The sequence below is a fragment of the Haloarchaeobius amylolyticus genome (genome assembly GCF_042678045.1).
GTDB lineage: Archaea > Halobacteriota > Halobacteria > Halobacteriales > Natrialbaceae > Natrinema > Natrinema amylolyticus_A.
In genome coordinates, this window is the sequence record NZ_JBHUDI010000006.1 from 136,150 (window position 1) to 155,383 (window position 19,234).

Consider the following 19,234-nt stretch of genomic DNA (forward strand, 5'->3'; position numbering starts at 1 on the left):
TTCTGGCTTCGCTTCGACTCGAGGCGATCAGACCACGAGCAGCCACAGGATCACCGTCAGGACGAGCGTCAGCAGCAAGACGGAAGTGCCGATGCTCGCCCGGAGGTGAATCGTCGACGGCCGGCCGCCGTCGGTTGGCTGGCGCTCGTCGACGTCGACCAGTGGGAGCCGGCGCGCGGCCGCGTCGACGGCGAGGACGGGGTTGTTCCCGGCCCAGTAGCAGCGTTTGACAGCGCCGACGACCGCGGCGTCGACGGCGGCGTACGTTTCCGTCACCGCGACCATCGTCCAGCGGCTGCCGTAGTAGGTGGCCGGATAGACGACCATCGCCGGGTCACCCAGATCGAGTTTCGAGAGCGGTTTCCGGACGACGACGAAGGTAACGGCCGCGACGCCCGTCAGGATACCGGCGGTCTGCAGGTGGCCTGGGCTGTAAGGATGGAGGTGACTCTCGCCGCCGTAATAGGAGAACGCGAAATCGGCTCCGTGGATCGTTGGCGCGAGGTCGGCGAGCCCCTGCCACCAGACGCCAAAGAGGAGACAGGCACCGCCCAGCCCGAGCATCGCGACGGTCTGGCCGGGTTTGGCGTCGGCGACCTCGTAGTCGCTCTCGCCGTGGAAGAAGACGTAGTAGCCGAGCTTGATAAAGGACAGCAGGGTCCCGATCGCACCGATCCAGAGAAGCCAGTACAGCGCCTGGTACTCGGGCTGGCCGTAGTAATGGGGATCGGCAGCGTCGAAGAGCATCCCCTTGCTCACGTAGCCGTTGAAGCCCGGAATCGCGGTGATCGAGAGAGCACCGAGCCCGAACCCGATCGCGGTCAGAGGCATCTCGCGCCAGAGCCCGCCGAGCTTGTAGAGGTCCTCCTCGCCGGTGCGATAGATGACGACGCCGACGGCCATGAACAGCAGACTCTTGAACAGCACGTTATTGAAGAGGTGACTCATCGCGCCGGCGGCGGCGAGGTCCGATCCCAACGTGGCCATCCCGATCCCGGCGACGATGTACCCCAGCTGGGCCTGAATGTGATAGGACAGCAGCGCCCGCATGTCGTGTTGCAGCAGGGCGAAGGTCGCGCCGTAGACGGCCATCAGGCCGCCCATGTATGCGATGTAGATACCCAGTTCGCTTCCGGCATCGACGGGGAACGCCCGGTAGAGGACGAACGCGCTCGTCTTCGTCGTATAGACCGAGAGGAACACCGAAGCTGCGATGTGGGGACGCGGGTAGGTGTCGGGCAGCCAGGTGTGGAACCCGATGAACGCGACGTTGACGCCCATTCCCAGCACCGCGAGCAGCGCCGGGATACCGTCTGCGATACCGGCCTCGGTGTAGACGAACGTCCCGGTCTGGACGTAGTGAGCGGCGATCGCCATCATCACAAGCACGCCGCCGGTGCCGTGGAACAGGGCATACCGGAAGCCGGCCCGGACTGCCTCGCCGCCGTAATGCCAGACGACGAGCGTACTCGTCACGGCCATCAGCTCCCACATGAACAGGAGCACGAGCCAGTCGCCGGCGAACGCTGCCCCGATCGACGAGGCGACATAGACGAGCGCCAACGCGACGACCGTCTCGCTGGCCTCGCTCGAGTACGCGTAGACGACGCTACAGATCCCCAGGAAGCCGAGTCCGAGTCCGACCATCCGGGAGAAGTCGTCGACGTAGTAGGGAACGACCTCGAAGCCGAGGAAGGTCCCGGCCAGATGCTGTCCTTCCGGTGCGACCAGCGAGATCGCCAACACGGCCGCGAGGCTCAGTGCGCCGACGGTAAAGCCGGCGATGCGTGGGAGGACGAGCACGAGCACGGCCGCCGCGAAGACGATAAGCGGCGGGTACGCCAGCGAGAGGGCTTCGAGTTCCATCAGTTGGTCACCTCCGTCATGAGCTCATCGAACGGGACGGTTCCGAGTTGGTCGAATGGCATCCCGAAGACGCCTTCGACGATCCGGAACGCCAACTCGAGGAAAACTGCGTAGTCGGGGCCGATACCGAGGACGACCGCACCCGTGGCGATGACGGCGATCGGCGCGAGCATGAGCCACGTGCTCTCGGTAAACGGCGAATGCCGTTGCCAGCCGCCGACCGGTGGGCCGCCGGTGAGATGATCGTCGTGATCGCCGTGGTGGTCGACGGCGGCGACGGCATCGTCGTGTTCGTCAGTCTCGGGTGCCTGTGCTGCCGGAGACGTGCTCGACGCGTCCGCGTCGTCGGAGGTCGTATGATCGCTCGGGTACTTGTCGACAGCATACTCGTAGTCGTCGGTGTCGGCTGTGTGTTGTTCGTCGGTCGTCTCAGGCGTGTCGCCCGGCTCATCGTCATCGTCGTCGGATCGGCGCTCCTCGCTGCTTGGCTCACCGCCGTCTGCGGCGACGCCGTCGTCGTCGGCGCCGTAGGACTGACGGAGCCCGCCTTTCGGGAACTCGAGCAGCGGTTTGGCGTCGTGGCGGTCCTCACTCTCGAAGAAGGCGGTGTAGACGACCGGCCAGAAGTACGCAATGTTGAGCACGGCCGAGAGCAGGAGTGCGCCGGCAAACAGCCAGTAGCTGCCGCCGACGTCGCCGGCCCCGATCAGCATGTAGAACTTGCTGACGAAGCCGGCGATCGGCGGCAGGCCGGCCATCCCGGCCGCGCCAATGGTGAAGGCGGTCATCGTCAGCGGCATCCGTTTGCCGATGCCGGCCATCTCGCTGATGTAGTCGGTGTGGGTTTCGACGTGGATCGCGCCGGCACAGAAGAACAGGGTGAGTTTCGCGAACGCGTGTGCGGGGATGTGGAACAGTGCCCCGACCATGGCGTAGGGGTGGAGCATCGAGAGCCCGAGCACGATGTAGGAGAGCTGGGCCGTCGTCGAGTAGGCCAGCCGGCGTTTGAGGTGGTCTTTCCGCATCGCGATGATGCTCGCCGCGGTCAGCGTGAACGCGGCCACGATGGCCACCGGGATATTCAACCCGACCTCACCGAACCCGGGCACGTCCAGCGGGAGGTCGTAGATCAGGCCGGGGCCGTAGACCTCGAGGATCACGCGGGCGACGCCGAACGCGCCGGACTTGACGACCGCCACTGCGTGAAGCAGTCCGGAGACGGGGGTCGGCGCGACCATCGCGTCGGCGAGCCAGGAGTGAAGCGGCATCAGCGCGGCCTTGACGCCGAAGCCGGCGATCAGCAGGAAGAACGCGATCTGTGCGTAGACCGGCTCGGCCTGCGCGGCGGTTGCGAGTGCCTCTATGCCGCCTGCCTCGAAGGCAAGCGTCGGCCCGCCGACCAGGCTCGTCAGCCAGTAGACCATGACGGTCCCCGCGAGCAGGAAGACCCCGCCGCCGAAGAACGTGTAGGTGAGGTACTTCCGACCGGCGATACGGGCCTCTGAATCCTCGTTGTGGGCAACTAGCGGGTAGGTGACGAGCGACAGCAGCTCGTAGAAGATGAAGATCGTCACGAGGTTCGCCGCGAAGGCGATCCCGACGGCGGCCGAGAGGCTGGCCGCGAACGAGGCGAAAAAGCGTGTCTGATCGTGTTCGGAGAGCCCGCGCATGTAGCCGGCAGCATAGAACGACGTAAAGATCCAGAGGAAACTCGCCAGCAGGGCGAAGAAGATCCCCAGCGGATCGGCACGCAGGGCGAAGTCGATTCCTGCGAGGAACTCGATCCCCGTCGACTCCGCGAGACTCCACCGGAAGACGGTGCCGTCCATAACGGCAGGGAGCATACTAACGACGAGGCCGAACTTCGTCAGGGCAGCCAGCACGGACCATCCTTCTCGAAGGTTCGGGCGGCGATGCGAGGCGACGATCAGGGCGATCGCAACGGCCGAGACGAGCACAGCAGCGAGCGGACGGATATCTGCAACCATTTAGTTGAACACCTCCATGAGGAACGGCTCGAGCATCTCGGCGATCGTTCCGCCGGCGAAGCCGAGTGCAACGGCACCGAGTGCGGCGACGACGACGATCGCGACCATGCCGGCCGAAACGGCGGTCGCGTCACCGCCGTCCGTCGCGACCGGCTCCGTCGTGCGGGGCCAGTCGAGCGCCGCCGGCGGCGTGAAGTACATCTTCTCGAGCAGGCGGGCGGTATAGGCGAGGGTAAGCATGGTACTGAGGAAAATCACGGCGGCGACGGGCCACAGCTGCGACTGGACGGCACCCAGTGCGATGTACCACTTGCCGACGAAGCCGACGCCCGGTGGGATGCCGACCAGCACCAGCAAGAGGACGGCCATCGAGCCGGCGACGATCGGCCGCGCTTTGGCGAGGCCGGCGTACTCGTCGACGGTACGGGCACCGTAACTCCGCGCGACGAGTGCGACCCCCAGGAAGAGCCCGGCTTTCAACAGGCCGTGGCCGACGAGGTGGATCGCGGCACCGATAAAGGCCGTCTCGGAGCTACCGGCGATGACGACGCCGTAGGCGGCGATGATGAGGCCGAACTGCGAGACCGACGAGTACGCGAGCATCCGCTTGACCTCGGTCTGGATGACGGCCAGGACCGTGCCCGCGAGGACGCTCACGCAGCCGACGGTGAGCACGACCGCGGCCGCGTTCGGCATGGCCGCGAGGTACTCGACCTCGAAGACGGTCACGATCACCCGGCCGAAGGCGTACGCGGAGGCCGTCGAGACGAGCGCGGCGATCAGCGGCGTCACGCCGTCGGGGGCCCGGTGGTAGGCGCTTGGCTGCCAGGTGTGCAGCGGCCACTGGGCGACCTTGGTGGCGAAGCCGACGACGATGAACGCGAAGCCAGCCCGGATCAACGTGGGACGTTCCGCCGCCGGGATCGCCGCGGCGAGTTCGACCATATTGAGTGTCCCCGTCGCCATGAAGACGAAGGCGACGCCAATAAGATACATCGACGCGGCGACGGTTCCTAGGATCAGGTACTTCAGGGCGGCGACCGCCGACTCGGGGCCGTCGCCGCTGGCGACCAGCGCGTAGGTCGCGATGCTCGTGATCTCGAGGAAGACGAACAGGTTGAAGACGTCGCCTGTCAACGTAATGCCGAGCAGGCCGCTCGTGAGCAGCAGGTACGCGGTGTAGAACGTGTTCCCGCGCGGGCCGCCGCGGCGCGTGTACGCGAGGACGCCGGCGGCGACCGCCGTCACGAGGAGGGCGATCATCGCCGAGAACTGATCGGCGACGAGTTGAATTCCGTAGGTCTGCGGATAGCCACCCAACTCGTGTGTGATCACACCGTCGGTGTAGACGGCGTTCGCGAGGGCGACGGCAGCGGCGAAGAGTCCGGTGGTCGTGACCGCGGTGACGGACCAGCCGGTCCGGTCGAACCACAGGCCGAGGGCGATCGGCAGCGTCGCCGTGAGGATGGGGACGGCGATCAACAGCGGGAGGAGCAAGTCGACGTTACTCATCGGCACGCACCTCCCGAAGCGTGTCCTCTCTGAGCGTCCCATACTCCGCGTAGATGCGGATGACGAGCGCCAGCCCGACTGCCGTCACCGCGATGCCGACGACGATGGCGGTCAGCACGATAACCTGAGGAAGCGGGCTCGCGATCATGAGTTCACCGGGCGCTTCCTCGTGGGGAACGATCGGTGCCGAGCCCCCCTCGACGTAGGCCATCGAAACGAAAAACAGGAAGATGGCCGTCTGGAAGAGGCTCACGCCGATCAGCTTCTTCACGAGGTTCGCGCTGGCGATCGTCATGTAGATCCCAATGCCGAGCAACACGAACACTAACACGTACGTGTAGCGGCTCGCCAGAAGCTCAATCATCGTCGCTCACCCCTCTGTCGGCAGGCTCCTCGCGTCCACCGGTTCCGCTCGGACGCTCGGGACTGAACCCGGCCGCCATCGCGAAAAAGAGGGTGATGATAACCCCCGAAACGATCAGCGAGATGCCGGCGATCTCGATGGCCTCGAGCCCCCACTTCGGTTTGATGTGGAAGACTTCTTTGAGCTGGTAGAACTCGAGGAAGTTCCCGCCAAGCGCGATCATCCCGAGACCGATCGCGCCGAAGATGACGACGCCGCCGGTGACGAGCCCGACGAGAAACGAGTTTCGGAGCCACTGGCGGGTGGGTTCGATACCGAAGGCGAAGGCGAGCATGAGGACTGTAACGCCGACGATGGTCCCCCCCTGGAAGCCACCACCAGGGGCGTCTCCCCCGTGGAAGGTCATGAACAGCCCGTAGGTGAGCGTAAACGGTGCGATGATCTTCACGGCGGTCATGATCACCTGGCTCTCGGTGTACGTATCGTCGTAGGGGTCTGACATTCAGGCAAACACCTCGCGTTTCAGGACCAGCAGCGTCGAGACGCCGGCGGCGAAGACGACGACCGCCTCACCGAAGGTGTCGAATCCACGGTAGGCGGCGAGGACGGCCGTGACAGCGTTCTCGACGCCTGTGTCGGCGTACGTCTCCTGGATGTAGTGTTGGGTCACGTCGGGGTTCGACCAGACGGGAGCCTCCGTGATTCCGACGGCGTACATCTCGGGCAACACGGCTGCACAGAGCACGAGGACGAACGCTCCCACGACGGCGACCGCCGGCAGGTGAATCCGCTCGCGGAGCCTGTCGGTCGAGGGCCGCGTCGTCCGAGCGATCGTCAGCAGCAACAGGAGCGTCGTCACGCCCGCACCGATCGCGGCCTCGGTCATCGCCACGTCGGGCGCCAGCAGGAAGGTATAGAGGATTGCCATGCCGAGGCTGTAGGCTCCGAAGACGATGATCACGGAAAGCACGTCCCGGAACAGCGCCGTCGCGAGCGCCGTCACGAGGATGAACACCGCGAGCGTGTACGCGAGGACACTCATCGCGTCTCACCCTCCGGTTCGACGGCGGCGTCGGGTTCGTCGTCAGGGTCGTCGGCGAGGATGGGTTCGACACCCGTCTCGGCAGCCGAGCGAGCGATCGCGTGTGCCGCCGTCGGATTCGTGATGAACACGAAAAACAACAGCAAGACGGTGTAGACCGCCGCCTGCTGCCAGCCGAACGCGACGGCGACGGCAGCGAGCGCAAAGCCCGCGCCGAGCGTGTCCGTCTGGGAGGCAGTGTGGGCTCGTGCGTAGATGTCCGGCAGACGGATGACGCCCACCGTCGAGACGAGCGTAAAGAACACGCCGAGGCCGAGGAGGACGACGATCGTCCAGAACCGGATCGTCTCGATCACAGCACACCACCTCGCTCGACGGTGAACTTCGAGATCGCGATCGACATCAGGAAGTTCAACAGGGCGTAGATCAGCGCCACGTCGAGGAACCACGACTGATCGAGTCCCGCAGCCAGCAGGCCGAGGATGACGACCGTGTTCGTCCCGAGGACGTTCACCGCCAGCAGCCGATCCTGCGTCGTCGGGCCAGCGACGGCGCGATAGAACATCGCGATCGCGAGCACGACGAACGCGGCCGCAGCGGCGAGGAACACCGCCTCGAGCGACACCGGCGTCACAGCTCGTCACCCCCGACGATTTCGGCGTCGTCGCGCTCCCGTGGCGAGGGGATCGCCATGGATTCGCGGCCGTAGAAAACGAACCGGATGCCCCGCTCTAAGCCGCCGTCGAAGAGGTCGTCGCGGGCGGCGGGGATCAGCGTGTGGACGAGCAGCTGCTGGTTAGTCGCCCGGACCGTCAGTGTGCCCGGCGTGAGCGTGATGCTGTTCGCCAGCGCGGTCAGCGGAAGCCCGCTCCGGACGCGTGAATTGACCCGGGTCAACGTCGGCTCGATCGGCATCGACGGCCGGAGGATCACCGCCGAGACGGCGATGTTGGCCTTGATGATCTCCCAGAGCAGATACGGGACGTAGATGGCAAAGCGAACGGTGCGAAGCGGAGACTGGACGCGATCGAGCGGAACGGTAAACGTCACCTGCGCGAGCGAGACGGCGACGATGCCGGCGACCGCCGCACCGGTGAGGAGATCGAACCAGTAGGTCGGATCGCCGAGGACGAGATAGAAGCCATAGGAGATCCAGAACGTCGCGAAGAGCCGATCGAAATCCTCGGTCCCGCCGACGAGCCGCCCCCGACGTGCCGGCCGCTCGACCGGTGCCTCGTCGTATGCCAGCCCGATCCGCTCGAGTTCGCGCTCGAGTGGCTGGAGCAGCTGTGCGGTGACGCCAGGCTGGTACTCCGGATCGATGACGACGCGATCGATCCCGTGATCGGCGGCGTAGGCGTCGAAGATCTCGGCGTAATCCCGCGGTCCGAAGAGGTACTCGTCGACGCCGATCGTCGCCGTCTCGATCGTCACGTCGGCGTTGCCGGCGTCCTCTTCAACCCAGTTTCGTGCACGGGAGAGCAAGTGCTCGGCATCGTCCCGTTGGCGTTCGCTTTCGGGGACGTCGGCGTCGTACGGCATCGCGACGACGAGGTGACACTCGAGGGCGTCGGCCCCTTCGAGCCCGGACTGAACGGCATAGCCGACCGTCTGCCGGACGGTCACCGTGTCCGTCAGCGGGACGAGTAGGCGCTCAACCGCCACGGCGTCTCCCTCCTGGTGACCGTCGTTGGACATTCATGACTGTCGTTGTTAGTCGAGTCAAGCGGTAGCCGTGGGAAAACGATTTCGTTATCGACCAGCAGTCGCGCGTTCCTACGGATTCCAGCAGACAACCGTGACATTCCGGTCGCGTCTCCCTCGAACGGTCGACGAGAGTGAAATCTGCCGCCACCGGTGGGGGATCGGTAGCTTTACAAGTAGAGTTTCAGTAGGGAAAGTTGACTTTCATGACGGCCGAAACCGTTCACGATCGAATCGGGACCGCACGTGACGATCTCACGACTGCACAGCTACTGACCGTCTTCGCGCTCGCCTTCTACTTCCTCGAGCCAGCACTGCCCGGTCGCGGGCGAGTCAAAAACTATGTCCTGGCCGGCGCTGGCTTTCTGACGGTCTCCGTCGCACCGTGGCTGGTGTTGCCGCCGGCGACGCCGGTAGCCGAGAAGGCGTTCGATCCGACCCTCCGCATCGGCATCTATATCGGTCTCATGGTCGCCGGCGCAGTCGTCGCCGCAGCGGCGATCGGAAGCTACAGGCGAGTGGCGAGCCGAAGCCGCCTGCTCGGAGTAGTGACGGCGGCACTCCCGATCGGGGCGCTCGTCGAGATCACCGTCCTCGCAGCACCGACGGTCGTCGACTCCGGTGCGATGCCGGCCACGCTCGTGACCGCGTTCCGCGGGCTGACCGCCCTGAGTCAGGCCGCGCTCTGGGCGATCGTCGCGGGCTGTTTCAGCTGGCTGCAGACGCGGGCCGGCGTCCGATCGGCTACCGAGCGACGCGACGACCTACTAACGAGCCCATGAACGATCGGACCGAACAACACCGCGAGCGCCTCGACGCGCACGTGTTCGTCTGTACCAACGACCGCGACTCCGAGTACGCGAGCTGCGGCGCAGCCGGGGCCGAAGAGACTGTCGAGGCAGTCAAAGACTGGCTGCGCGAGCGAGACGCGTTCTGGACTGCGGTGTCGGTCAGCGAAACCACGTGTCTCGGGCTGTGCAGCGAGGAAGGGATCGCGATTTCGATCCAGCCGCGAAACACCTGGTACTCGGACGTGACGCCGGCTGACGTGCCGGTGTTGCTCGAGTCGGCGTTCGGCCCGGACGCAGAACGAATCCGCGACGAGTGCTGAAGATCAGGATGCGATCGCAGCCAGCCGAAGACGGTCGCCGGCGCTCGCGAGACGGTCGATTGGCCAGAATACAGGAATACCGTTAGAGTTGAATCTCGGCGACGTCCGTCGATCCGCACAACGGGCACACGGTGTCGCGCTTCGAGAGCGTCTTGCCACACCGACGACACTCGTAGTGGATGGGCGTTTGCTCGGTCGGATCGCGACCGATCCCGATGACAGTGAACAGTCCATCAAGAGATGACATTCGTGATTTCGAATGGATTTCGCGATCCGGTTAGCAAATACTTTGTGGATATTTATTGTTTTTAGCGTTCTAGAACTAGACATTTGTTGATTTCTTGTGGATATTACTAGCATCTGTCTCGTGGAAGCGGTTATAAACGGGCGGCCGGTGTGGGGGCTGTCCTCGTTCGGTTCGAGACGTTTACCTGTGGGCCGTTCCCACGTGGGGGCAATGACGCTGTACTCTCGCGTTCGCCCCCTCGCGTTCAAACTGCCGGCCGAGACGGCCCACGAGCTCGGCAAGCGAACGCTCCGGGCGGCCCAGTCGACCTGGCCGACGCGGCGGGCCCTCTCGTACGCCTACCAGTACGAGGACCCCGCCCTCGAGGTCGAACTGTTCGACACGACGTTCCCGAACCCGGTCGGCGTCGCCGCCGGCTTCGACAAGAACGCCGAAGTGACCCACGCACTCGCGGCGCTCGGCTTCGGCTTCGTCGAAATCGGCACCGTCACGCCGTACGCACAGGACGGGAACGACCGACCCAGACTCTTCCGCCTGCGCGAAGACCAGGCGATGGTCAACCGGATGGGCTTCAACGGGCAGGGAATGGAAGCGGTCAAAGCCCGGCTCGAAGCCGACGGCACCCCTGACATCCCGCTGGGCGTCAACGTCGGCAAGATGAACTCCTCGAGCGAACGCGAGGCGATCGAGGACTATCGACGCGTCTTCGACCGCCTCTCGCCGTTTGCCGACTACGTGGTGGTGAACGTCTCGTGTCCGAACACACCCGAGGAGTTCGACGAGGGCTCGCCGGAGCACTTGCGCGCGATCTTCGAGACGCTCGAGGACGAAAACGACGCTGACATCCCGATCCTGGTGAAAATCGGCCCTGACTCCCCCGAAGACTCCGTCTTCGACCTCGTCGACATCGTCCAGGAGTTCGGCCTCGACGGCATCGTCGCCACCAACACCACGACGAGTCGCGAGGGGCTCGTCTCGTCGAACAAACAGGAGTGGGGCGGCCTCAGCGGCAAGCCACTAGAACGTCGCTCGACGGCCAGAATCCGGGCGATCGCAGAATACACGGATGGAGAGTTACCGATCATCGGCGTCGGCGGCGTCGACTCGGCCGCCAGCGCCTACGCGAAGATCCGGGCGGGTGCCTCGCTCGTCCAGCTGTATACCGGGTTCGTCTACGAGGGCCCGTCGACGGCAAAGCAGATCAACCAGGGGCTAGTCGAGTTGCTCGAGCGTGACGGCTTTTCGTCGATCGAGCAGGCGGTCGGCGTCGATATCGACGCTTGAACCGGTCGGGTGTCTCTGTATTTTGGCGATATCCAAGGCGGTCGTAGGAACGCCACCACTGATTGATACCCCACAGATCTTCACAGCCAGGCGGTTGTAATCACAGCTCGGCCGGCAGCCGCCTCAAGTGAGGGGTTAGTAGCGAACTACCACAGTCCGCTCTGCTCTAGCAGCGAACTACCGGCTTCTATTCAACTAATAACAATTCGACCGTGAGCGGACTGTCAGATCGATGGGGAACGTCACGAAGAGTAATACGATCGAATCGGTCCCTGGGGGGAACGGGCTGTGGTCGTCGGATTCCGTCGAGGCACGCGACCTCGCGGGTGTCACCAATCAATGACCGCGACGACGTTCAGTCGGGTCGTCACTCACTCGAGTGACCACACCTCCGAACTGTCACAGGACGTCGCGTTCGAGCTGTTGAGTTGTCCGCGTCGACGCTACGTCATGCACTATCTGAAGCAACGGCCGACCGAGCCGGTCGCGGTCCGCGACCTCGTCAGACAGGTCGCCGCCTGGGAGAACGATGTCACAGCCGATTCCGTCACGCGCGACCAGCGAATGCGGGTGTATACCGCCCTCCGACAGTCACACCTGCCGAAGCTGGACGATGGCGGCGTCATCAGGTTCGACAGCGACCGTGGTATCGTCGAGCTGACCGAGACGGCCTCGGAGCTCGAGGTCTACCTCGATGTCGTCCCACACGACGACATCCCGTGGAGCAAGTACTACGCCGGGCTCGGTGTGCTCTGTACGGGATTCCTGATCGGTATGTGGGCCAATATCGTTCCGTTCGGGGCGATCAATCCGCTCGCCGGGGCCGGGATCATCACCGCGTTGTTCACCGTATCCGCGACGGTTCACGCCCGCTACGACGATCGCATGCGGCTCGGGGCGGATGGTCCGCCACCGAGGCAACGAGGTGACAACCAATGGGACTGAGCGGGAAATCGGTCGTCTACACCGTTGGCGGTGTGTTGCTTCTCGCGATGCTCGTCCTCGTCGCCGTCGTCACCGTCCCTGGCATCGTCGGCGGCGACGACGCCTATATTGTCACGTCGAACAGTATGGAGCCGACGATCGAAGCGGGTGACGTCGTCGTCACGAAAGCCGTCTCGCCCGACGAGATCGAGAGCGGTGACGTCGTCACCTTCAACGCGGACGGTGTCGCCGACCGAGGCTACGTCACCCATCGCGTTGTCGAGGTCCGCGAGGAAAACGGCGAGCGGTATTTCAAGACGAAAGGTGATGCGAACGAAGATCCCGATCAGGGTTACGTTCCCGCGAGCGCGGCACATGGAGTCCAGCACCTCCACATCCCGTATCTCGGATATCTGCTCCTGTTCGCCCGCTCGACGCTCGGCCTCGTCGTGCTCGTGATCCTGCCGGGGCTCGGCCTCGTCGCATCGGGGAGCATGCAACTCCTGCGTGAGTTCGGCTACACACCGGACGGGGGCCTGCTCGCGGCGCTGCACGGCACCGATTCCGACGGCGGACCACCGCCCGCACTCGAGGGCGAGACAGATATGGCGCCGGTGCTGAAAGCAGGTGTCGACGACGCGACGGCACTCGAGGAAGCGCTCGACGACGGTACCGACTCGGAGGGAGACCAATGAGCGACAGACGCGTCGTCTGGTTCATGGTCGTCATTGCATTGGTGGGAACAACGGCTGCCGGGGTGTCGCTCGCTCCAACGGCAGCGCTGTTTTCCGATACGGAAACGTTTGACGACAATCAGCTCGGTGCTGCTGACGACTGGGAGCGGATCGAAATTTCGGCGTCTGCACCCGAGAACGTCACGACCAATGACTCGCCCTCGGTCAACGTTACGCTCAAAAACACCGGTGCCGGACCAGTCGTATCCGACTACGAGATCGTCGTCGACAACGAGTCCGTCGACTCGGGGATTGTCGAGCTCGCGAGCGGCGAAAACCAGACGGTCTCGCACGAGTTCGACACCACAGAGACGGGCGATATTAACTGGCAGGTGACCGCTAACAACGAAACAGAGGACGGAACACTGGCAGTCGAGAACAGCACTGTCGAAGAGAGTGCCATGACAGGCGAGATGAACGATGGAAACAGCACTACGCTGGGTGACAATGAGACGGGCGAGAATAACGTAATGACGCTGGACAGCAACGGCGAGTCAGAATCGGAAAATTCGACTGTCGAAAACGATACTGAACCGGTCAACGAAACGAATGAGAGCAATTCGACTGCCGGGTCTCAGGACGACGAGCCGACGGATGACAGTAACGGTGAGACCGAATCGACGTCCGATGGCTCGGACACCGAAGAAAAAGAAGAAGAGAGCGACACATAGCGGATTCTCGCTGCTCGTTTCGAGCCGTCACCAGACGGACTCGCGGCCGGAGAATCGTCGTAAACGGTAGTCACTCACCAGTCGCTTTTCTCGAGACCGCCGCCTCTGAACTCGCGTAGCCGTGGTGTGCGAGCAAGAGCAGGAACGCGCCGACGAACACGACGTTTTTCAACACGAACGCGCCGAAGGTATCGTACGCGAACGGGATCGGTGATGCGAAGGCAAGCGAAGGAACGACCGCGACCGTGAGAAACGTGACGAGGTGGTGGGGAACGAACAGCAGCGTCGCCGCGCTGAGTCGGTTCCGGAGGAAACACAGCCCGAGTACCACCTCGTAGATCCTCACGAACGCTGGCGCGATCGCAGCGGGGACGATCGTCGTGATCCGGCTCGCGTCCGCGATGGCCATGATCGGCTCGTCGACAGGGGATGGCCCCGGGACGAGGAAATTCTGAACCCCGAATGTCAGAAAGACGAACGCGAACGCATACCGGGTTTCGGGTACGCCGTATGCTCAAGCGAGGACGCCTAGCCGTCGCGTGAATCGTTCGTCGTATTCTCGGAGGTGTTCACGGAGCGTGCCGACTCGAGTCATGTTTCTTTCCCGTTGCTATCTTCTCACTTGAAAAATCACTCTGGAGAGTACGTTAGCTGTCACATACAGCTGGCGGAGAACTGGTGTTTCGAGATGTGACTCGAGTTACGAAACCGGCGGCCGTTTCGACTCGGGTCGAGATCAAATCCGGGACGCAACAAAAAGACGTGAATAGCCGACAATCGTCAGTGTCACCACCGACCTCGAGGGGATGGCGTGGAGATTCCTACTTCACGAGCCTTTATCGTGCTTTGATTGCTCAGGTGGCATACCGGAGCCGTCGTTGTGGCGACACTGCTCGGTGTAGAAGCCGATGTCGAACTCCACGGAGTCCGTCTGGATCTCGTTGGCGTGGTCGACCGGCAACCACCACTCGAAGCCGATGTAGGCGGTCGTGGAGGGGGCGAAACACTCACGCTCGCCGTCGACGTGTCCGTCGTCGTCGTTGAGCAGACAGCACACGTCGATGTTGCTAATCTCATTATTTCCGGGCGTTGTGAAGATCGCCTCGTCGAGAATGACAGGATCGTCGAACACATAGACCTGTTCGCCGTCGGGACCGCCCTTCACACTGACGATGATGACGGGACCGGACGACGAGAGCGTAATCGTACCACTGTCATTGTCGACTTCGTTGACCGTAATTCCTGTACAACCACCGTAATCCATCCCGGGTTCGATGGGGGCATTGTCCGGGTTGAGGACTTCCGAACCCACGAGGTCCCCTGGCTCGAACTGATCGAGTCGCTGCTCGTAGTCGGCACACTGCCAGTTTCTAGCCGTGTCGTCGAACCGGTCATCGCCTCTAGTGACGATGATTTCCTCGGTATCTTCCGTGATCTCTCCCGAAACCGTCGGAGCAGTCGATTCGCCGCCGTTGTTGCCTCCGCCGTTGGAGACTGGCTCTGGGTCAAGGAGGAACATGTCATTCTCGAGCGCCCGCAGGACGCTCCGAAGCGACCCGTTGAGCGGGAGCAGCGTCTCGCCTGTGTTTGCGAAGATGTTACTTCCCTCACCGAGGTCCTTGTCCTCCAGATCAGCGCCGTACTCGCCATCGACTCCGGTATCGTACCAGAACGCCGCCCTAATCTCGTCGAGGAGTTCGACATACTCGCCGTCGACATCGGGATCGTCCTCAAAGATTTCGTCAGGGTCTTTCTTCTCGGGTTCGGTGTGGCCATTCTCGTCCGCGTCGACGAGTTCGCCAGTCAGCCAAACGTAACCGGGGTTCCCACAGAGGTGGAAACTCAACGTGACTTCGCCGAAGTCGCCCGGCTTCACGTCGTCGATCATCACGAGAGGATCGCCCGGTTCGGTGGTCTGGGGGTTCGGATCGTCGCCGAACGTTCCACGCGTTCGCCAGGGACTACTCAGGACACCTTTGTTATCCTTGTCGAGGTCGGCATCAATGTCACAGATAGCATCGTCTAGATCCTCGCGCAGTGCATCGTAGTCTTCCTCGTTGGGCTTCGTCGTGTCTGGGAATGCCTCGATAGCCGTGTTCTTCATGAACTGCTGCTCATTCTCGACGAACACGGACTGTTCTGCAGTCGGTGCAGTCGAGGGGAAGCCGAAGAGATCGTCACTTGGCTCCATACTCCAGGTCCCGACACCGTCGACTTCATCGTCGGACCAGTCGGAGTAGTGCTCTTCCCAGTCGACTTTCAGGTCGAGTTCGCCCGTCACGAGCTTGTTGCCCTCGAACGTCTCTTTATCACTGAAGAACGCACTCGTGCCTGCTCCCGCGAGCGCGCCCCCGACGCCGATCGCGCCGAGTCCTGCCAATACGTTCCGCCTCGAGACTGAATTGTTCTCGTCTGCCATTATCTGCTCACCCCCCCATCCGGGGGACCCCCAGCGACGGAGTCGAACCGCCGTACGCCACCTGGGACGTAGTAGCCACGTCCCGGGGAGCGGTAGTATATATACACAGGCATGAAAGTCGCTATGCGGAACCTGAAACGAGAAGTACGCACCTTATACAGCGACTGTTGCGCTGTGAGCAACGGATCCAGCTCGGTCAAGAGTGGATAATAGCACCAGAAATGGAGGGTCGGTCTGCCGGTTTGCTGATGCCTTGCGGAGAAAGCGACTGCTGAAATAGCGACTCGAGCCGGTAGCTACTCGTTATCGACGTCGACACGCGTGCCATAGCCCGACTCGCCGACGACAGCGCCGTCCTCGTAGACGACCTCGCCGCGGACGACCGTCGTGACCGCTTTGCCGGTGAAGGACTCGCCCTCGAACGGCGTCACGCAGTTTTTCGAGTGCAGCGTCTCGCGATCCGCGAGCGTCCACTCTCGGCCGGGATCGACGATCGTGAAGTCGGCATCGGTGCCGATCTGCAGCGATCCCTTCTGGGGGTACATGCCCCAGACTTGCGCCGGCCGCGTCGAGTGGCGGCGGACCCACTCCTCGAGCGTGAACCGTCCCTGATCGACGAAGGTGAGCATGGCGGGGACCTCGGTCTCGAGGCCGACGAAGCCCGAGATCGCATCCCACGTGTTCCCGAAGGGATCGTCGACCTTCTTCTCGTCGGGCGTGTGGGGGGCATGGTCGGTAGCGATGCAGTCGATCGTACCCGTCTCGAGTGCGTTCCAGAGTCGGGCCTGCTCGTCGGCGTCCCGAATGGGTGGCTGAATGCGGGCGACGTTGCCTTTCTCGCGCATAACCTCCTCGGTGAACCAGAGGTAGTGGGGGCAGGTCTCGGCGGTGACGTCGACGCCGCGGGCTTTGCCGCGGGCGACGGCCTCGGCTGCCGACCCCGAGGAGACGTGGAACATGTGGATCTTCGCGTCTGTCTCCGCGGCGAACGTTATCATTCGCTCGACGGCTTCCTGTTCGGCGATCACGGGCCGGGAGTGAGAGTGGTCGATCGGCTCGGTTCGACCCTCGGCCTGGAACCGCTCGGTGTAGTGGTCGATGATCTCGCCGTTTTCCTCGTGAAAGCCCAGCCGTTTGCCCGTCTCGCCGATGCGTTCCATCGCCTCGAGAATCTCGCCGTCGTTCGGCGGCGGGACATCGCCGACCGTCGAGCCGAGGAAGATCTTGAAGCCGAGCGCGCCAGCCTCGTCGATGTCAGGAATCAGCTCGAGGTTTTCGGAGGTGACGACCGCGTAGCTCTGGAAATCGACGTGGGCCGACGCCTCGCCGCGTTCGAACTTGAGCTCGAGATGCTCGGGCCGGTCGATGACCGGGTCCGTGTTGGGCATCCCGACGACGGTCGTCACGCCGCCGGCGGCGGCCGCCCGCGTCGCGGACTCCCAGTCTTCCTTGTACTCGAGGCCGGGTTCGCGGTTGTGGATGTGGCCATCGACGATACCGGGGACGAGTACGTTCCCCTCGGCATCGACGACGCGGTCGGCGTCGGGGAGCCGATCGCTGCGGCCGACGGCGACGATCGTGCCGTCCTCGACTGCGACGCCCCCGTCGGGTGTCCGACCCGCGGGCGTCACGACGGTACAGTTGCGCACGACGAGATCGACGGTCATTGCCCGGGAGTTGCCGAGGGCCGCGCATATAGCTTCCCCAAACGACTCGCATCGCCACTGCTTCTGACGGGCCGTGTGCCGAGACAGGTCGTCGACCAGACGGGGTCCGCGTTCGCGCGCGACAGCGAACGGAACGGGTCCGCTCGAGCCAGGTCCACTGTCGTCGGGGGACAGCGACGGAGGCGCCTGTAAGCGGTGCCTTCCGGGAGACAGCGACGGCAGACGTAGGGGGTACGAGTCGGATACTAAACAGCGAGGTGCTGGTAGCGAGACGAGATGGACTCGTCAGCGATTCGCGACCGAACAGTGCTCGTGACCGGTGGTGCGGGCTTTATCGGCAGCCACCTCGTCGACGCCCTGCACCCGCACAACGAGGTTCGGGTCCTCGACACCTTCACGACCGGTGATCGAGCCCACCTCCCCGAGGACGTGACGGTGATCGAGGGCGACGTTCGTGACCCGATCGCCCTGCAAGAGGCCGCCCGCGGTGTCGATGTCATCTTCCACCATGCGGCGCTCGTCAGTGTCTCCCAGAGCGTCGAGGCACCCCGACGGAGCAACGAAACCAACCTCGAGGCGAGTCTGCTGCTCTTAGAGCAGGCTCGTCAGGAGGACGCCCGGGTCGTCGTCGCCTCGAGTGCGGCGGTCTACGGCCACCCCGACGAGCTCCCGGTTTCGGAGACGGCACGCACGAACCCGACCTCGCCGTACGGTATCCAGAAGCTTGCACTCGATCAGTATACCCGTCTTTACGAGGAACTGTACGGACTGGAGACCGTCGCATTGCGCTATTTCAACGTCTACGGGCCGCGCCAGCAGGGCCCCTACAGCGGCGTCATCTCGACGTTTCTCGAACAGGCGCGGGCGGGCGAGCCGGTCACGATCGAGGGGGACGGTCAGCAGAGCCGTGACTTCGTCCACGTCAGCGACGTCGTCCGGGCGAACCTGCTGGCGGCGACGACCGATGTGGTCGGCGAGGCGTACAACGTCGGGACGGGCCAGCGAACAGCAATCGAAGAGTTGGCCGAGACGATCCGCGACGCGACCGGTTCGTCGTCGCCGATCGTCCACCGCGAGCCCCGCGCCGGCGACATCAGACACAGCGGCGCGGACACGTCCAAGGCGGCGCGCGAACTCGGATTCGAGGCACGAGTCGGCCTCGAGTCGGGGATTCGATCGCTGGTAAGCGACGGGACGACGACGCTGACAGACGAGGAGACCGGCCCTGCTCGGGAGCACCACCGAGAAAGCAGTTCGTACAGCTGAGGTCGGTCGGGCGTGGGCGGTGACACGCCGTCGACCCCACAGTGTATTAGCCACGAAATCGATGAAGAGACCGGCTCGCAGGCAGCCGAGACGGACGATACGTTGTATCGTGTTGGATCCGGAGAGAGTCACGCCAACATTTTGTTACTCCGGAAACCCGGGCCAAATCCGCACTAACCGTTCCAAACGTCCGGTCGAGTTTATTCGGTTCGTTGAGCAAAGGCTGCCTATCCCATGACTGGCGAATGTTTGTCCACCACTTACGAGTCGGGTCATTCCAGTCGGGAGCGGCTACCAAGCAGTGACTACGTCTCGGTATCAGTTGGTCGAACGGAATTCACGTTCGGGAAGAGATACAGATAGAATACTAACAGCACATGGGCTATAAAAAAGGATTTGTAGAGTGGTCACGACGGTACAGGACATGAACGAGGC

The 19,234-nt window shown here is 63.5% G+C and carries 19 protein-coding genes and 1 pseudogene; 7 read left to right on the forward strand and 13 right to left on the reverse strand.

Annotated features, from left to right (window positions below; all coding sequences use genetic code 11):
- Positions 1–27: 27 nt before the first annotated feature.
- The 9 genes from ACFR99_RS11985 to ACFR99_RS12025 are packed head-to-tail and all read right to left on the reverse strand — an operon-like array spanning position 28 to position 8,470.
- On the reverse strand, positions 28–1,866 hold the full coding sequence (locus ACFR99_RS11985) for a Na(+)/H(+) antiporter subunit D (protein WP_390287654.1): 1,839 nt from the start codon (positions 1,864–1,866) through the stop codon (positions 28–30).
- Entirely contained in the window at positions 1,866–3,854 is a 1,989-nt protein-coding gene (locus tag ACFR99_RS11990; protein ID WP_390287656.1) for a proton-conducting transporter transmembrane domain-containing protein, read from the reverse strand. The genes ACFR99_RS11985 and ACFR99_RS11990 overlap by 1 nt, the downstream gene beginning before the upstream one ends.
- Positions 3,855–5,366 (reverse strand): complex I subunit 5 family protein, encoded by a 1,512-nt coding sequence (locus ACFR99_RS11995; protein ID WP_390287658.1) that lies wholly within the window; start codon positions 5,364–5,366, stop codon positions 3,855–3,857.
- Positions 5,359–5,730 (reverse strand): cation:proton antiporter subunit C, encoded by a 372-nt coding sequence (locus tag ACFR99_RS12000; RefSeq protein WP_390287660.1) that lies wholly within the window; start codon positions 5,728–5,730, stop codon positions 5,359–5,361. The genes ACFR99_RS11995 and ACFR99_RS12000 overlap by 8 nt, the downstream gene beginning before the upstream one ends.
- The gene (locus ACFR99_RS12005; RefSeq protein ID WP_390287662.1) at positions 5,723–6,232 is read right to left on the reverse strand and encodes an MnhB domain-containing protein; all 510 of its coding nucleotides are present in this window, start codon (positions 6,230–6,232) and stop codon (positions 5,723–5,725) included. The genes ACFR99_RS12000 and ACFR99_RS12005 overlap by 8 nt, the downstream gene beginning before the upstream one ends.
- Positions 6,233–6,772, reverse strand: coding sequence for a DUF4040 domain-containing protein (locus tag ACFR99_RS12010; RefSeq protein ID WP_390287664.1), 540 nt, complete (start codon positions 6,770–6,772; stop codon positions 6,233–6,235).
- Entirely contained in the window at positions 6,769–7,128 is a 360-nt protein-coding gene (gene mnhG, locus ACFR99_RS12015; RefSeq protein ID WP_390287666.1) for a monovalent cation/H(+) antiporter subunit G, read from the reverse strand. Before mnhG ends, ACFR99_RS12010 begins: the two co-directional genes overlap by 4 nt.
- A complete protein-coding gene (locus tag ACFR99_RS12020) occupies positions 7,125–7,406 on the reverse strand; it encodes a cation:proton antiporter (protein WP_390287668.1) in 282 nt (93 codons plus the stop codon). The genes mnhG and ACFR99_RS12020 overlap by 4 nt, the downstream gene beginning before the upstream one ends.
- Positions 7,403–8,470, reverse strand: coding sequence for a monovalent cation/H+ antiporter subunit E (locus ACFR99_RS12025; protein ID WP_390287670.1), 1,068 nt, complete (start codon positions 8,468–8,470; stop codon positions 7,403–7,405). The genes ACFR99_RS12020 and ACFR99_RS12025 overlap by 4 nt, the downstream gene beginning before the upstream one ends.
- Positions 8,471–8,757: 287 nt before the next feature.
- On the opposite strand from ACFR99_RS12025, the pseudogene ACFR99_RS12030 reads away from it, so the two are divergent.
- Positions 8,758–9,258 (forward strand): annotated as a pseudogene (locus tag ACFR99_RS12030) (CbtA family protein); the annotation flags it as partial.
- On the forward strand, positions 9,255–9,587 hold the full coding sequence (locus tag ACFR99_RS12035; protein WP_390287672.1) for a (2Fe-2S) ferredoxin domain-containing protein: 333 nt from the start codon (positions 9,255–9,257) through the stop codon (positions 9,585–9,587). The pseudogene ACFR99_RS12030 and the gene ACFR99_RS12035, both read left to right, overlap by 4 nt.
- 82 nt (positions 9,588–9,669) lie before the next feature.
- On the opposite strand, the gene ACFR99_RS12040 is transcribed toward ACFR99_RS12035, so the two are convergent.
- Positions 9,670–9,834, reverse strand: a complete 165-nt coding sequence (locus ACFR99_RS12040) for a hypothetical protein (RefSeq protein ID WP_390287674.1) — start codon at positions 9,832–9,834, stop codon at positions 9,670–9,672.
- 210 nt (positions 9,835–10,044) lie between these two features.
- On the opposite strand from ACFR99_RS12040, the gene ACFR99_RS12045 reads away from it, so the two are divergent.
- The 4 genes from ACFR99_RS12045 (at position 10,045) to ACFR99_RS12060 (ending at position 13,447) form a co-directional block, all read left to right on the forward strand.
- Positions 10,045–11,118, forward strand: a complete 1,074-nt coding sequence (locus tag ACFR99_RS12045) for a quinone-dependent dihydroorotate dehydrogenase (protein ID WP_390287676.1) — start codon at positions 10,045–10,047, stop codon at positions 11,116–11,118.
- A gap of 339 nt (positions 11,119–11,457) precedes the next feature.
- Positions 11,458–12,063, forward strand: a complete 606-nt coding sequence (locus ACFR99_RS12050; protein WP_390287678.1) for a DUF7344 domain-containing protein — start codon at positions 11,458–11,460, stop codon at positions 12,061–12,063.
- Positions 12,054–12,737 (forward strand): signal peptidase I, encoded by a 684-nt coding sequence (locus ACFR99_RS12055; protein WP_390287680.1) that lies wholly within the window; start codon positions 12,054–12,056, stop codon positions 12,735–12,737. Before ACFR99_RS12050 ends, ACFR99_RS12055 begins: the two co-directional genes overlap by 10 nt.
- Positions 12,734–13,447: a hypothetical protein gene (locus ACFR99_RS12060; RefSeq protein ID WP_390287682.1), complete on the forward strand. Its 714-nt coding sequence runs from the start codon at positions 12,734–12,736 to the stop codon at positions 13,445–13,447. Before ACFR99_RS12055 ends, ACFR99_RS12060 begins: the two co-directional genes overlap by 4 nt.
- Positions 13,448–13,517: 70 nt before the next feature.
- On the opposite strand, the gene ACFR99_RS12065 is transcribed toward ACFR99_RS12060, so the two are convergent.
- The 3 genes from ACFR99_RS12065 to allB form a co-directional block, all read right to left on the reverse strand.
- On the reverse strand, positions 13,518–13,856 hold the full coding sequence (locus ACFR99_RS12065) for a hypothetical protein (protein WP_390287684.1): 339 nt from the start codon (positions 13,854–13,856) through the stop codon (positions 13,518–13,520).
- A 417-nt stretch (positions 13,857–14,273) separates the two neighbouring features.
- The gene (locus ACFR99_RS12070; protein WP_390287686.1) at positions 14,274–15,866 is read right to left on the reverse strand and encodes a SipW-dependent-type signal peptide-containing protein; all 1,593 of its coding nucleotides are present in this window, start codon (positions 15,864–15,866) and stop codon (positions 14,274–14,276) included.
- Between the two features lie 296 nt (positions 15,867–16,162).
- Positions 16,163–17,533, reverse strand: coding sequence for an allantoinase AllB (allB, locus tag ACFR99_RS12075; protein WP_390287688.1), 1,371 nt, complete (start codon positions 17,531–17,533; stop codon positions 16,163–16,165).
- A 276-nt stretch (positions 17,534–17,809) separates the two neighbouring features.
- Here allB and ACFR99_RS12080 point away from each other — a divergent pair, with 276 nt between their 5' ends.
- Entirely contained in the window at positions 17,810–18,799 is a 990-nt protein-coding gene (locus ACFR99_RS12080) for an NAD-dependent epimerase/dehydratase family protein (protein ID WP_390287690.1), read from the forward strand.
- The last annotated feature ends 435 nt before the right edge of the window (positions 18,800–19,234 follow it).